This window comes from Methanolobus sp. (assembly GCF_030682845.1).
Lineage (GTDB): Archaea > Halobacteriota > Methanosarcinia > Methanosarcinales > Methanosarcinaceae > Methanolobus.
Genome location: NZ_JAUXNK010000096.1, coordinates 37,686 through 51,192, shown reverse-complemented (window position 1 = coordinate 51,192; position 13,507 = coordinate 37,686). Strand labels below are relative to the sequence as shown.

General features: G+C 46.3%; 16 protein-coding genes. 1 reads left to right on the top strand and 15 read right to left on the bottom strand.

Annotated elements, in window-relative coordinates; translation table 11 throughout:
* Positions 1-3: 3 nt before the first annotated feature.
* The 15 genes from Q8J68_RS13260 to mbhE all read right to left on the bottom strand — a co-directional run bounded on the left by Q8J68_RS13260 (position 4) and on the right by mbhE (position 12,652).
* Positions 4-219: a 30S ribosomal protein S28e gene (locus Q8J68_RS13260; protein ID WP_015054764.1), complete on the bottom strand. Its 216-nt coding sequence runs from the start codon at positions 217-219 to the stop codon at positions 4-6.
* Between the two features lie 21 nt (positions 220-240).
* Complete coding sequence (gene rpl7ae, locus Q8J68_RS13255) at positions 241-597, bottom strand: 50S ribosomal protein L7Ae (protein WP_015054765.1); 357 nt, start codon at positions 595-597, stop codon at positions 241-243.
* 307 nt (positions 598-904) lie between these two features.
* Entirely contained in the window at positions 905-1,759 is an 855-nt protein-coding gene (locus tag Q8J68_RS13250; protein WP_305311988.1) for a hypothetical protein, read from the bottom strand.
* A gap of 55 nt (positions 1,760-1,814) precedes the next feature.
* A complete protein-coding gene (locus Q8J68_RS13245) occupies positions 1,815-3,041 on the bottom strand; it encodes a SufD family Fe-S cluster assembly protein (RefSeq protein WP_305311987.1) in 1,227 nt (408 codons plus the stop codon).
* The gene (locus Q8J68_RS13240) at positions 3,020-3,766 is read right to left on the bottom strand and encodes an ABC transporter ATP-binding protein (protein ID WP_305311986.1); all 747 of its coding nucleotides are present in this window, start codon (positions 3,764-3,766) and stop codon (positions 3,020-3,022) included. Before Q8J68_RS13240 ends, Q8J68_RS13245 begins: the two co-directional genes overlap by 22 nt.
* 226 nt (positions 3,767-3,992) lie before the next feature.
* Positions 3,993-4,349: a winged helix-turn-helix domain-containing protein gene (locus Q8J68_RS13235; protein ID WP_305311985.1), complete on the bottom strand. Its 357-nt coding sequence runs from the start codon at positions 4,347-4,349 to the stop codon at positions 3,993-3,995.
* Positions 4,350-5,066: 717 nt separating this feature from the next.
* On the bottom strand, positions 5,067-5,309 hold the full coding sequence (locus tag Q8J68_RS13230; protein WP_305311984.1) for a hypothetical protein: 243 nt from the start codon (positions 5,307-5,309) through the stop codon (positions 5,067-5,069).
* Positions 5,310-5,334: 25 nt separating this feature from the next.
* The gene (locus Q8J68_RS13225; protein WP_305311983.1) at positions 5,335-6,384 is read right to left on the bottom strand and encodes an L-threonylcarbamoyladenylate synthase; all 1,050 of its coding nucleotides are present in this window, start codon (positions 6,382-6,384) and stop codon (positions 5,335-5,337) included.
* 421 nt (positions 6,385-6,805) lie between these two features.
* A complete protein-coding gene (gene mnhG / locus Q8J68_RS13220) occupies positions 6,806-7,162 on the bottom strand; it encodes a monovalent cation/H(+) antiporter subunit G (protein ID WP_305311982.1) in 357 nt (118 codons plus the stop codon).
* Between the two features lie 5 nt (positions 7,163-7,167).
* Complete coding sequence (locus tag Q8J68_RS13215; RefSeq protein ID WP_305311981.1) at positions 7,168-7,428, bottom strand: cation:proton antiporter; 261 nt, start codon at positions 7,426-7,428, stop codon at positions 7,168-7,170.
* The gene (locus Q8J68_RS13210; RefSeq protein WP_305311980.1) at positions 7,425-7,919 is read right to left on the bottom strand and encodes a Na+/H+ antiporter subunit E; all 495 of its coding nucleotides are present in this window, start codon (positions 7,917-7,919) and stop codon (positions 7,425-7,427) included. Before Q8J68_RS13210 ends, Q8J68_RS13215 begins: the two co-directional genes overlap by 4 nt.
* Positions 7,916-9,454: a proton-conducting transporter membrane subunit gene (locus tag Q8J68_RS13205; protein ID WP_305311979.1), complete on the bottom strand. Its 1,539-nt coding sequence runs from the start codon at positions 9,452-9,454 to the stop codon at positions 7,916-7,918. Before Q8J68_RS13205 ends, Q8J68_RS13210 begins: the two co-directional genes overlap by 4 nt.
* A complete protein-coding gene (locus Q8J68_RS13200; protein ID WP_305311978.1) occupies positions 9,454-9,873 on the bottom strand; it encodes an NADH-quinone oxidoreductase subunit K in 420 nt (139 codons plus the stop codon). The genes Q8J68_RS13205 and Q8J68_RS13200 overlap by 1 nt, the downstream gene beginning before the upstream one ends.
* Complete coding sequence (locus Q8J68_RS13195) at positions 9,870-10,286, bottom strand: monovalent cation/H+ antiporter subunit B (RefSeq protein WP_305311977.1); 417 nt, start codon at positions 10,284-10,286, stop codon at positions 9,870-9,872. Before Q8J68_RS13195 ends, Q8J68_RS13200 begins: the two co-directional genes overlap by 4 nt.
* Complete coding sequence (gene mbhE / locus Q8J68_RS13190; protein ID WP_305311976.1) at positions 10,283-12,652, bottom strand: hydrogen gas-evolving membrane-bound hydrogenase subunit E; 2,370 nt, start codon at positions 12,650-12,652, stop codon at positions 10,283-10,285. The genes Q8J68_RS13195 and mbhE overlap by 4 nt, the downstream gene beginning before the upstream one ends.
* A 178-nt stretch (positions 12,653-12,830) precedes the next feature.
* On the opposite strand from mbhE, the gene Q8J68_RS13185 reads away from it, so the two are divergent.
* Positions 12,831-13,502: an HAD family phosphatase gene (locus tag Q8J68_RS13185; protein ID WP_305311975.1), complete on the top strand. Its 672-nt coding sequence runs from the start codon at positions 12,831-12,833 to the stop codon at positions 13,500-13,502.
* Positions 13,503-13,507 lie beyond the last annotated feature (5 nt).

Below are 13,507 nucleotides of genomic sequence, written 5' to 3'. Positions count from 1 at the left end.
TAATCACCTGGTAGTTAGCTTCTTGGCTTCTCTGGATGTTTCGATCAGCATCAATATATCTCCTACTCTGATCGGCCCTACACAGTTGCGGGTGATTATACGGCCTTTGTCGCGCCCTTCAAGCACACGGCACTGTATCTGGCTAGCTTCGCCATGCATACCGGTGTTGCCGATAACATCAATGACTTCAGCCGCATAGCCTGTATCTTCATCTGCCATAATGATACCTCATGTATCAGATTATTTCAATGCACTTATTTTCTGTGCTATGTCTTCAACAAGTCCGCTGCCCTTGCCGGTATCAATGATGGCAACAGCTGCACAGGCTACTCCGATGCCGCAAGCTGCACCAAGTTCTTTCTGCTGCTTGACGAATATGTACGGAGTGTTCTTCTCTTCACAGAGTGGTGCAAGGTGGGCTATGACTTCAGCAGGGCTTACATCTTCAGCTATGACTGCGAGTTTTGTAATACCTCTCTCAATTGCTTTTGTCACTTCGTTTGTGCCTTTCTTCAGTTTTCCTGTGTCCCTTGCGAGTTCTACGCTCTCAAGTGCTTTGTTTGCTAATTCTTCTGGAACGTCAAATTTTGCTGCCATATTATTAATCTCCTTCGAAACCGCGAGAAATGCGGTTTTTCATTATTCATTGCAGGTCAGGACAGTAGCCTGAAACTAATTTGGCCAATTTTATGATTGCTACAAATTAATATCACTAACTGACACTGTTATATGCCAAAGTAATGGCTATCAACCGTTGCATTCAGATATATATCTTTCGGCAAATAGCGGTTTGATTCCAAAACAATCTATTCATGTATAAATCTTGTGGCAAAAGGCGCAATCTTACCAAAAAAGGTGGTGAGAATGACTCCCACCGAAATTCCTGATAATCTCTGGTATGAACTCACCAGAACTGTTCAAGTGCCAGACTGTAAAAGTTCGAGGCATTGGTCGTTACAGTTACCTTTGTTATATTTGCGTCATCATGCGTAGTTACATTGTACGCGAGTCCGCGCTCGGAACTATTTGCACCCAGGGCCGTTATATTGTCAAGCAGGCTTTGCTCTGGCTCAACAAATACCTCTGTCCTTGTATAGTTCCCGTCAGCTGTATACCTGAACTCCATATAGTGCTGGCCAGCAAGTCTGTCCGCGGAAGTGAGCATCTGGTATTCAGCACCAGCTTCGATATAAGGCATTATTCTCTCAAAATCCCCGGAGCTTTCAAGAGTGCCGGATTTTACGTCAATTACCTGCTGGAGTGATTCCTGTGGACCAAGCAGCATCGGATTGCCTACAATATTATACACCTGACCATTTCGGGATAACATGTAATACCCATTATATGGCTGTTCTGCAAGCATATAATTGAAATTTATAACCTCTGGGTTTATCACATGAGCTTCGAATGCAAAATCTTCGGCAGTATTATATGCGGAATACCTCTTAATGATCATCGAGTTGTAAACCGAGTATACATCGGTGATATTGGGTGCCAGTATCTGGAGTGGTGTCCCATATACCCTGGAATAATCGACATAACTAACGATTGTCACACCCGCCGGTGTAATGGCCAGCCCGTCCTGAAGTGAGTTCAGTTCATGGCTCATCTTTGTCCCGGGTATAGTTTCAAATCCGGGTGCCTGTGAGGCATCATTCCCATTGTTGCTCTGGTTGGACAGAGGGCCGGCAAAAAAGAATGTCCCTACCGACATTAGCATAATGGCAGCCAGAAAGATGCCTATTAATTTTTGGTTCATTAATATCCTCTTGTTAAAGTTAATTTATTAAAGGTAACTACACATTATATGTGGTTCAGATCGCGTTCTCTCCGATCTTTGCAATGGTTTCGTCAATATCTGCTCTGAGCTCATCGGGTATGCCCTGGATGCCAACATCAAGGAAGCCCCTGACAATCATGCCGATTGCATCCTCCTCGGTAAGTCCGCGGGCCATCAGGTACTCTATCTGCTCCCTGGCGATGCGGCCAACGGCAGCTTCATGGGAAAGCTCTATGTTCTGGACATTTGCCTCAAGTATGGGGATGGCTCTCTGTGTGCCCTTGTCACTCAGCACGAGCCCATGGCATTCCAGATGGCCTTTGGCACCATTGGCATTACCTATCATTTCTCCTCTTGCAATGGATACGCCACCTGTTGTGATGGTTCGCGATATCAGCTCGGCTGATGTGTCCTCTGCATTGAAGATGACCCGGCTTCCAAGGTCCAGCTCCGAACCCGGATGAGCTACAGCTATCGTATTGAGCCTTGTGAACGCGCCCTTCCCCTCCAGGAGAACTGTCGGGTAAGCCTGGATAGATTTGACTGGCTTCAGGGTCACATAATTGCTAATGTATTTGCCATTCTCCTCAACATGAACGACAGTTCTTGGCCTGACACCTATCTGGTCAGCCCAGTTGTGGATCATTGTAAAATTGAGTGTTGCCCCCTTCTTCACATACATCTCTGAAATACCAAGGTGGAGGCCTTTTTCCACTCCATGCTTTGTAGAGCAGCCAGTTATCACTTCAAGCTCGGCTCCTTCTTCTACAATAATTATGTTGTGCACTGTCTGCGAAACCTGCTTTGAGCCTATGAGGAGGCATGTCTGTATGGGCATCTTTGACTTCTTGCCTGCCGGGGCCCGGATGAAATAGCCGTTAGCATCCTGCAGATAGCTCATCGCAGTGTATTTGTCTGCATCCGGCTTTATGAGCTTCCACATATAATCCTTTACCCAGCTGTGAACTTTCATTGCATCCCGGAGAGACATCAATTCGACACCGTCTTTATCATGCAGCGATGTATGGGCTATGGTATTATCGACCATTATGAGGCTTCCTGACCTGTTCTCCTCTCCCGGAGTGAAGCCTACATTAAGCAGTGTCCTCTTGTCTTCTTCCGTAAGATCTGTCAGGTTTTGCTCGTACCGGACATCGGTAGCACCTGCGCTGTATTCATCAAGATTGAAGTCCTCTCCGTAAGCGGCGCTTTTCCCGAGGGCGTCTTCTGCCTTCTTCCTCATATCTGCATCAGCTTGCATTTGATACACTCCTCATATCCCTGTTCTTTGATCTCGCTGAGCATTTCGCGTGGATTACCCGAACACATCACAGTCCCGTTGCAAAGAATGTAAGCTCTGTCGGTTTCAATATAGTCCAGAACTTGTCCGGTGTGGGTTATCACAAGCGCTGATTTACCATGCCTGCACCTGTCTCCCGGGCATTTGCAATCCCTGTTCAGGAGAGTATTGATCGTGTTTCCCAGAAGCTCGATGCTTGCAAGGTCCACTCCTGATTCGGGTTCGTCAAGCAGGAGGAAATCTGGATTTTGCGCTGACAGCTGGAGAAGCTCCGATCTCTTTATCTCGCCGCCTGAAAACCCTACATTGACATCCCTGTCAAAGAACCTTACCATATCAATTGACTCTGCAAGCTCTTCTGTTTCTTTCGGATCTTTTGATATCACCTTCAGGAGGTCATGCAGCCTGACGCCACTGAGGTTAGGAGGCCTCTGGGTCATGATGCCCATTCCCATCTGTGCTCTCTGGGAAACAGACAGGCGGGTGATATCCTCACCCTTGAAAATAATCTCTCCGCTAATAACATTATAACCGCTGAATCCCATCAGGGTCATAAGAAGTACGGACTTGCCCGCGCCGTTTGGCCCGAACAGTACATTGGTGTAGCCGGCATCGACTTTGAGGTCTACACCTTTCAGCACCCTGCGACCGCCGACTTCGACTGTCAGATTGTTGATCTCCAGCATTAGTATGTTCCTTCCTTTAACTTTTATCAATGCAAGGACATGGATTAATACAGTATTGACATAGGATAATACTGGTTATGAGTTAAAAAGGTATTGAGATTCTTATAACCTCGGGCTATCCCTGGCCGGGTAATGCATTGCCTGACAATAATGGAAGTCTTAGAATAGATTAACAGCCATCGCCGGTGGAAGGATCTCATCAGGTGGTACTGATGAATATCTCTTCTTATAATCCAAGTTCCTGTGCAATTTCCTGGAATTCCTTTCCTTTCTCAGTTGTCACATAGAGGCTGTCCTTCTTCTCTATAAGCCCCTTTTCTTCTAACATTGTAAGATATCTGTTGACAACTTCAAAGTTAAGGTTTGCACGATAGACTATATGGGTCTTTTTTGCTCCCTCCATGGCAGCCCTTAATATTTCCACGCTGATGGCAGTTCTACTTCTTCTGATATGAATCACATCTCCGTTTGGATCAACAATCTGGAGTGAGGCTGAAACTGAACAATGTATTGCTGATGCTTGCAATGGTAGGCTATACTTTCTGTAAGGCCTCCACAGGAGCATTGGGTCGGTTTGCAACATCGTGCATATTCTGTAAAGTGAAGCCTTATTGCCTATGTGAATGCCGGAAGTTCCGTTTGCTCCTGGTTATCTGACAAATGATAATAAGGCCATCACTTTACGCCGCCTTCCCCACTTATCCCGTCCAATACCCTTCTTCTAATCCCGTAGAGTATATGGAATTTAATCTAATAAATAAGTAAGAATCTTAGTTACTTATGATATGTAAGAAACAAAAATTCATTCATACTTTCTTGAAGCTGATAAGGATACTGCCTGTCTTGTCCGGGGTTTGAGAAAAGCACACGACGGTTGGAATACATCAGGGCTTTTCTCCAGGCGCAACGGGGTAGGTATATAAAACTAAAAGGAACATGTAGTATTACCACTAAGATGGGCTTGGTCAGGCATCGCAGGTGTGGTCTTGCCGGTGGCAATTACCTTAAACAGGAAAATCGAACCTACAAAAAAGGAAACAAGCGTATGTTCTCACGCCTGTTTCCCAACTCCATGTTTCGCAGTAAGGTGGTACTTGGTGGTAACTATATCAATCTCTGAGATATCTCAGGACAACACTGACCACCAGATTTTATTTGTTTCATGTGGCAATAAATGGGTAAGAAACATTGCTACTAACAACTGTTATATTCTCCTGATATTCTATGCAACCATATTGTGCAGCCCAAAAAAGTCCGCATGGCATTGTTTTTCTTACAGTGCCATGAATGCCACCTCAGATCAGAGTTTCTTCAGTGCTGATCTTGCAATATAATTAGTTACCAGGGTATATACGAAGATGATGATCCCAAGCCAGAGCAAAGGCTCACCGATCTCATATTCCATGATTTCATATTCAAGATAGGAAAGTGCAAGTCCGGAACTTAATATCAGCAGATTGATCCTTATCAGTTTTCTGTTCCTGTAAAGAATCGCAATGTTCTTTTGTTTTTCCTGCATGACCTGTTTTTTTTCTGTTTTCATTTTCTTTCCTCCAGTTGTTCTGTTTTCAAACTTTTATGATCGAGCGGGCTGCTTTACGTATCCTGTTACTGACGGCTTCACCGATGCCGTGGCGGCTGAAAGAACCGTCAACGAGTATAATGTCCACACCTCTTGCATCCAGGGAACGCAGTCCTGAGAATAAGTTGAAGGCCAGTTCAGCAGGCTTGTCCTTGCTACCCAGTGAGAGCTGGTCATCCTGATGGATGGTCATATTGCTCTCGTCCGTTAAAAGCAGTCCTACTTTCAGTCCTGCGGATTCATATGTCTTAAGCATCTCCTGTATCCTGCGGGCTACGTTGACACTTGCTCCTTCGATGAGTATCACGGTTGCATCGGGCGCATAATGTGTGTACTTCATTCCCGGGGAACGAACAGCCGCTGAGTCCGGATGACCTCCATCCAGATATCCTGTTGTTATACTCCCTATCTCCTTCTCTATATCCTCCCGGCTTATCCTGCCGGGCCTGAGTATGGCAGGTACCTGCAATGTCATATCTATGACTGTTGACTCCAGGCCTATCTCTGCGGTCCCGCCGTCAATAACCGCATCTATCCTGCCGCAGAGGTCTGAAATGACATGCTGCGCGGTCGTAGGGCTTGGCTTTCCGGAGAGGTTGGCGCTGGGGGCCGCGAGGGGTTTTCCTGATACCCTTATTATCCCGAGTGCTATTTCGTTGTCGGGCATTCTCAGGGCAACTGTATCCAGTCCGCCTGTTGTCACATCAGGCACGATTTCCTGTCTTTCTAAAATAAGCGTGAGAGGGCCAGGCCAGAATTTCTCCATAAGCTTAAAAGCTTTCTCAGGGATATTGCGGGCAAGCTCGCAGCATTGCTGCTTTGAGCAAATGTGCACTATGAGAGGGTTATCAGCCGGCCGGCCCTTTGCTTCAAAAATACCCCTCACAGCTTTTGTATCAAGTGCATTAGCTCCCAGACCGTAGACCGTTTCAGTCGGGAAAGCCACCAATCCCCCATCATCAATGATGGCTGCAGCTTCCTTTAAAGTGTCATGGAAGTTGATTTTATTGATGGGGAATATTCGGGTTCTTGTCATGGGTCTGTTCTTTCAAAAACGGCATTTCTGTCGAGCCCATTATGCATTAACAGGCAGATAAATTTTGTGTTCACCTGCACTTCATTCATATATGGTCCCATTCATTCTAAACTATACGCAATAGTGGCTCTTCTTTCATAATTTTCGGCAAAACAAAATAACAATGCTTATATACGATAATGACTTCTATGCTCTCAGTGAGCGGGTCTATTTTTAACCCCACTCCCACACTAACCCCCACTCCCCAACCCGCTCACAATAATACTCGGGGTAAAGTAACGGAGATGAAGTATCTAAAATTAAGTTTCCCAAAAGAGATAGTTTAGATCCATCCTTCATTATAAAGTGTGCCTCTCCAGGATTCAAACAGTCAGGAACTAAAATCTGAAATGAAAATATGTTTTGAGTGCCGCTGTGAAGGTTAGGTTTGGCTCTCTTTCTCTCTCTTATTATCCTCTTCATACTCATCAGTTACAGAGCCCGTCCACATCTTGGCTCCACTTCTGTGGGCAGCTCTTGCTATCATGTGTGCTGCTACAGGAGCTGTCAGGAGCAGGAATATGCCGACAGTTATGGCTTTTAGACCCATTGTCGAAAAGCCGGCCTTTATTGCGATTGCGAGCATGACACCAAAGGTACCAAGCGTCGCTATCTTCGTGGTTGCATGGAGACGGTTATACACATCAGGCAGCCGCATTAGGCCCACCATTCCCACGAACACGAACAATATACCTGCTAAAAAGAACACATTGCCGATAATGTCGATTGCAGTTGTCAATATGCTCAGAATATCGCCCCCTCATCAATGTACCTGGCTATAGCAATAGTCCCTACAAAACTTATGATGGATAGTACAAGGGCAGCATCCAGGAAAAACGGAGATTCCTGCACATATGAATATACTCCCAGAGCTACCACCATGACAAGGGTCAGCGCATCAAGCCCGACGACCCTGTCAGGAAGTGTCGGTCCGACTATGATCCTGTATATGCAGGGAATTAGTGAAATGCTCATTATAACAAGGGCCACGTCAAGTAAATTCATTCAAAGGCCTCCAGTACATATTTTTCGAGTTTGTCGCGGATAGATACCTTAAGTGCCTCAGGATCCGAAGCATCTATTGAATGGACATAGATCTTTGTCAGATCATCCGATACATCTATCGTGATTGTCCCGGGGGTAAGGCTGATCGTATTTGCAATAGCTGTAATGGACACGTCCTTTGTTGCACGTATGGGAACCGCTATTATTCCGGGCTTGATATCCAGCTTTGGCCACAGGACTATCTTTGCTATCAGGATACTTGCTTTTGTGATCTCTATCGTGAGGATGGCAAAGAAGGTTGCAATTTTTGGAATGCGTGCTAAGATGTTCTTGTAAGGCACTTCCTCATCAGGCTGGTATAGCTTCCTCAGAGACCAGATGATCAGAATACCCAGCACAGAGCCAACCATAAAATTCAATATACTGGCTTCTCCGCTGACAAAACACCAGACGATTCCCAGGGCCAGTGCATAAGCAATATATTGTCTCATCGTACACTCCTCTCAAGTACGGCTGCTATATATGGCTGCGGGTCAAGCAATTGCTCTGCTATTGTGCTTGAAAGTACTATCAGGGGTTCGGGATACACTCCCAGGAATATGACCACACAGGCCAGCAGGGCAAGGGATATCTTGATCGCAATGGTCGGATTACGGGATTTATATGTATCTTCTTTGTCATGTTCCTTTACCTCTCCCCAGAAGATGGACAGCCATGTCCTGAACAGATAGAAGAGTGTGAAAATTGCAAATACAAGTGCTATCCCGATGGGAATATAATACTCCGCGCCAAGACCTGCATCAAAGAGCACAAGCTTGGCAAAGAACCCTCCTGTGGGTGGAAGTCCTGCAATTGACATGGCACCGATCAGGAATATGACACTGAGGAAGGGGGCTGACTGGACGAACCCTCCCATCTTTCTTATGTCCTTTGTACCTGCATGGTAAAGCGTTTCTCCCGTAGCCAGGAAAAGCATGGATTTGGCAATGGCGTGGTTGACGAGATAAACCATAGCTGCAGTCAGCGCATAAGCAGTTCCCATGCCTACCCCAAGCAGCACATAACCTATCTGGCTTACACTTGAATACGCAAGCAGCCTTTTAAGATCATACTGACCCACTGCTGAAGTAGCTCCCACTGCTATTGTCACAAGCGATAGCAGGATCAGCACTGGTTGAAGCATGAACATGGACTCCTGGAATATCAGGTAGTGGACCCTAAGGATACCATACACTCCGACCTTGATCACCATTCCACTAAGCATTGCATGGATAGGTGCAGGTGCTGATGGATGCACATCCGCAAGCCAGAAGTGCAGGGGAAACAAGGCTGCTTTGTATCCAAAGACCACAATAAGCATCATTGCAATGACGTGGATGTGCCAGGGAAGCGTTCCTGTCTCAGCCAGATATGCTATTTTGACCGCAATATCTGCCATATTGAGCGTGCCTACGGTTGCATAGAGAGAAGCAATGGCAACCAGCATCAGGATGATGCTCACCATGTTAAGTATCAGGTATTTGAATATGGCCTCCAGCTTGTCTGCCATTTTTGTGTGGTCACCCCTGCCTGTCAGGACTATAAGCCCGCAGGAAGAGAGCACCAGAACTTCAAAGAAGACGAACATGTTGAATATATCCCCCGTGAGGAATATGCCGTTAAGGCCCGCAGCCATCAGATTGAAAAGCGGGAAGAATGTGGCATCCAGGGCTTTTCTGTCCATATAGTCCGTGGCATATATCATGGCCATCAGGGATATCAGGGAACTGAGGACCACCATGCCTGCACCAAGAAGGTCTGCAACAAGCAGTATGCCGTATTTGCCCCATTCGCCGACCTCATAAACAAGGATACCATTGTTCCATACATGGAATAAAAGACTGAGGCTCATGACAAACAGAATGGCAAACACGCCTATGTTAAGAGCTTTCTGTAAGCCCGACTTTGATCTGAAAAGCACAGTTATCGCTGCGAATATTATGGGCAGGGCAATCAGGATCATGGGGACTTGTTGCATTGTATCCATTATCCTTTCAGCCTCCTGATCTCACTCACATCAGTTGTGCCATGTTCCTGGTAGATACGATAGCAAAGTATTAGCAGGAAAGCAGTTATAGCAAGACTGATCACTATTGCGGTGAGCGTGAGGGCCTGTACCAGAGGGTCTACAAACACCATTTCTGTCCCTTCTGGGATAACAGGGGCAAGAATACCGCTTGCAAGATCGTCTGTGAAAATGATGCCTGATGGGCTGCCTGCATCGTCGCTGGTGATTATGGGTGCCCTCCCTCCAAGAAAAGCTCCTGTTGATACAATAAGAAGGTTTGTTGCATGGGAAAGGACCGTGATACCTATGACTACTTTTATCATGTCTCTTCTGAGGATCATGAATGTACCAATCGCAAAAAGCAGCGCTATGCAAACAGAGAGCAGTGTATTGTTCATTCATCCTCACCTGTACCCTTGAACACATAAAGCAGGCTGCCAATGACCACAAGATATACCCCTATGTCAAAAAGGGTTGTTGATAGCAGCTTGACATCACCTAACAATGGCAGGCTGACCAGCATATATAAGCTTCTGAGGAAATTATATCCGAAGAGCATGGCTCCAAAGCCTGTAAGGGAGGCAAGCAGCAGGCCAGCGCCAAACCATTTGTCCCACTGGTAACTGTAAATGGAATCAATATATTTCAATCCGAAAGCCACATACAGTAAGGAGATTGCAGAAGCAAACATCACCCCTCCTATGAATCCGCCTCCGGGAAGATCATGCCCTGCAAACAGCAGGGAGACGGAGAATAATATGATTATGGGCACGCATGCCTTTGATACGGTCTTGGTTATCAGGGTTGTCACTTGCTATCACTCCTGCTTTTAATAAGGTTATAAACCCCCAGCCCTGCCAGGCAGAGTACTACTATTTCTCCCAGGGTATCGTATCCCCTGAAATCGACCAGTATCACATTTACCATGTTGTGCCCTCTTGCAAGCGGAACACTGTTCTCGATAAAGTAGTATGATATTGATTCAAAAGGAGATGCTATCCCCTGGGTTGCGTTAAGCAGCAGTACCAGTACCGTGATACCCACTGCAGAAGATATCAGCAGATCTCTCGCCAGGACTGATCTTGTGAGATTCTCCCTGAATGTCTGGGGTATCTTTAGTATGACCAGCAGGAAGATTATGGTGAAAAGGGTTTCTACAAGGATCTGTGTCATTGCCAGATCAGGCGCTTGCAGGTATATGAACACTAGGCTTATGAGATATCCAACTGCAGAGACTGCAATTACAGCATGCAGGTACTTCCTGAGGATTGCCGTACCAAGAGCAGCTAGTACAATAAGACCGAGAAGGATTCCTTCATAAGGGGGTACGTTAAAGTTAAGGTCAGCCGGAACCAGTGTGGTTGCAACCAGCATGGCAGGTATGGCCCCGAGAACCAGGAACAATAGCAGGAGTGCAACAAGATACGGTTTTACAGGTCCTGGCTGCATAACGGCTGCAAAGGCCGCACTTTTTCCCGGTGCCCCGTTCACTATCCTGTCATAGGCATAGTTGATACTGAACCAGGGGTATCGAGCATTCATCCGATCCTGCCAGGCTGCAATGGTATCATACTTTGTGTATAATGCAATACCTGCGATGAAGGTTATGATCGTCATCATGAGTGCTGTTGTGAACCCATGCCAGAGTGACACGTGAAGGTGCACTTCCTGAAGCAATATACCTGCTGCTGCCGGCTCGATTATATAGTGGACTGCAACAGAGGGGAAAAGGCCTATAAGGATGACAAGAACCGCCAGGAATGCGGGCGGGACGAGCATGATCAGAGATGGCTCATGCATATGTTTAGGAAGATGTTCACTGCGCCTTTTTCCAAGGAATATACCGTCTATGAACCTGATCGAATAGGCAAATGTAAAGACACCTCCAAGAACTGCGGCTGCAGGTATCAGGTATTCTAGCGGTCCTCCCAGCAGATGTCCCATCTCCAGTGAGCTTTCATAGAACATCTCCTTGCTGAGGAAACCGTTAAGAGGCGGTACGCCTGCCATGGCAAGGGCAGCTATTGAGCCGATGATGAACGTCACGGGCATATCCTTGCGAAGCCCGCCCATTTTTGTTATATCCCTTGTAGCTGTCTCATGGGCTACGATACCAGCAACTAGGAAAAGACATGCCTTGAAAGTTGCATGATTGAGCAGATGGAATGTTGCAGCTGCCACTCCTATGCCAGGGTATTGGTAGGTGGTGTAGCCGTACATGGCCATCATATAGGCCAGCTGGCTGATGGTCGAATAGGCAAGTATTCCCTTGATATCCGTCTGGCGGAAAGCAAGGAACCCTGCTGCCAGCATGGTAATGATCCCCAGTCCGCTTACCAGGATGAACCATGCATCAGTTCCGGAAAATATCGGGTGTATCCTGGCAACAAGGTAGATGCCTGCCTTAACCATGGTGGCTGAGTGAAGGAATGCGCTTACAGGAGTTGGTGCCTCCATTGCGTTGGGGAGCCATATATAGAAAGGTCCCTGCGCCGATTTTGCGGCCGCTCCTATCAGGATGAGGACAAGTGCAAAGAGAAAGAACTCATGTCCTTTTATTGTCTCTATCATGGACTCGTTTTGCAGGACAGTGGCAATGTCAAAGGTGCCTGTGATGATATTTAGTACCAGGAAGCCAGCAAGCATGAAAATCCCACCACTGGCTGTTATAAGCAGGGATTTGGTAGCTCCGTAAACGGACATGGGGCGGTTGCGCCAGTATCCGATAAGCATGAAGGATGTGATGCTTGTAAGCTCCCAGAATATGAACAGCTGGATAATATTGGACGAAAAGACCATCCCAAGCATAGATCCCATGAACATGAGCAACTGCCTGTAATAACGGGAAAGGTCTTCGCGCTTTGACATGTATTCATTGGAGTATGCCATTATAAGTATGCCAATTCCGGAAACTATCAGCCCAAACATTATACTGAGTCCGTCTCCGTAGAAGGACATCTCGATTCCCAATGATGGAAGCCATGCAACAGAACCCTGGACGTTCTCTCCGTTCACTACAGACGGCACAGCCAGTGCCACCAGCAGCAAAGACAGGAAAGCTGTTGCTGTTGCATACCATCCAATCCTGTTCTTCAGGACCTTTTCTGCAGCAGGCAATATACCGGCCATGATAAATGGCAAAAAAACCGCCAGTGTAATTGCTGTAAACAAATCCATGCCATGTAAGATTTCATTACCCGTATATAATTGTTGTTAACCCCAATTATTATTCGTGATGGATTCAGGCTCCTATGTCTGACATGTTCCTTTTTCTGCATTTAGTTTCAATGCATGATCTATCATCTCATATTTTGCTGGTAAACTTATTCTAAGATAGGCTGCAATACCATTCAATATGTTAAAGGGAATTATTTTCGATTCGGATGGGGTACTTGTGGATTCCATGCCTTACCATGCACAGGCCTGGGTGCAGGTTTTCAAAGAAGAAGGCATAGATGTGCGTAAAGAGGAAATATATGAAGTGGAAGGAGCAAACCATGTTGGTGTGATCAATACTATTTTCAGGAAGACTGATAAAAAGCCCGGAAAAGATAATTACGATTCCCTTCTCACTAAAAAAAGGGAGCATTTCATGAAAAATAGCAAGGCAGAGCCTTTTGACGGAATGCTTGAGTGCCTTCAGTCATTGAAAGGCAGTTATAAGCTTGCAGTTGCTTCAGGTGCAGACAAGACCATCGTGAACGACCTTATGGACAGGTTCTATCCTGGTATTTTTGATGTGCGCATCACGGGAGAGGACGTAGAGAACGGGAAACCTGACCCGGAACCTTATGTCAAGGCTGCCGGTAGGCTTGGCATTGACGCTGTGGAGTGTATGGTTGTTGAGAACGCTCCTCTTGGGGTGCAGTCTGCTAAAAAAGCCGGTATGTACTGCGTAGCAGTTGCAACATACATACCTACTGAAAAAGTAGCCGGTGCTGACAGGGTTTTCAAAGACCATCCCTCACTTATTGCTTATCTCAAAGGGCTGGCTGTATCAGAAGATCCTGGTCAGCGAACGAATTAAAAATA

Coding starts and splice junctions, on each gene's coding strand:
- Q8J68_RS13215 (WP_305311981.1), bottom strand. CDS start 7,428: ATGAATTTACTTGACGTGGCCCTTGTTATAATGAGCATTTCACTAATT.
- Q8J68_RS13260 (WP_015054764.1), bottom strand. CDS start 219: ATGGCAGATGAAGATACAGGCTATGCGGCTGAAGTCATTGATGTTATC.
- Q8J68_RS13225 (WP_305311983.1), bottom strand. CDS start 6,384: ATGACAAGAACCCGAATATTCCCCATCAATAAAATCAACTTCCATGAC.
- rpl7ae (WP_015054765.1), bottom strand. CDS start 597: ATGGCAGCAAAATTTGACGTTCCAGAAGAATTAGCAAACAAAGCACTT.
- Q8J68_RS13200 (WP_305311978.1), bottom strand. CDS start 9,873: ATGAACAATACACTGCTCTCTGTTTGCATAGCGCTGCTTTTTGCGATT.
- Q8J68_RS13250 (WP_305311988.1), bottom strand. CDS start 1,759: ATGAACCAAAAATTAATAGGCATCTTTCTGGCTGCCATTATGCTAATG.
- Q8J68_RS13235 (WP_305311985.1), bottom strand. CDS start 4,349: ATGTTGCAAACCGACCCAATGCTCCTGTGGAGGCCTTACAGAAAGTAT.
- Q8J68_RS13205 (WP_305311979.1), bottom strand. CDS start 9,454: ATGGATACAATGCAACAAGTCCCCATGATCCTGATTGCCCTGCCCATA.
- mbhE (WP_305311976.1), bottom strand. CDS start 12,652: ATGGATTTGTTTACAGCAATTACACTGGCGGTTTTTTTGCCATTTATC.
- Q8J68_RS13230 (WP_305311984.1), bottom strand. CDS start 5,309: ATGAAAACAGAAAAAAAACAGGTCATGCAGGAAAAACAAAAGAACATT.
- Q8J68_RS13185 (WP_305311975.1), top strand. CDS start 12,831: ATGTTAAAGGGAATTATTTTCGATTCGGATGGGGTACTTGTGGATTCC.
- Q8J68_RS13245 (WP_305311987.1), bottom strand. CDS start 3,041: ATGCAAGCTGATGCAGATATGAGGAAGAAGGCAGAAGACGCCCTCGGG.
- Q8J68_RS13210 (WP_305311980.1), bottom strand. CDS start 7,919: ATGAGACAATATATTGCTTATGCACTGGCCCTGGGAATCGTCTGGTGT.
- Q8J68_RS13240 (WP_305311986.1), bottom strand. CDS start 3,766: ATGCTGGAGATCAACAATCTGACAGTCGAAGTCGGCGGTCGCAGGGTG.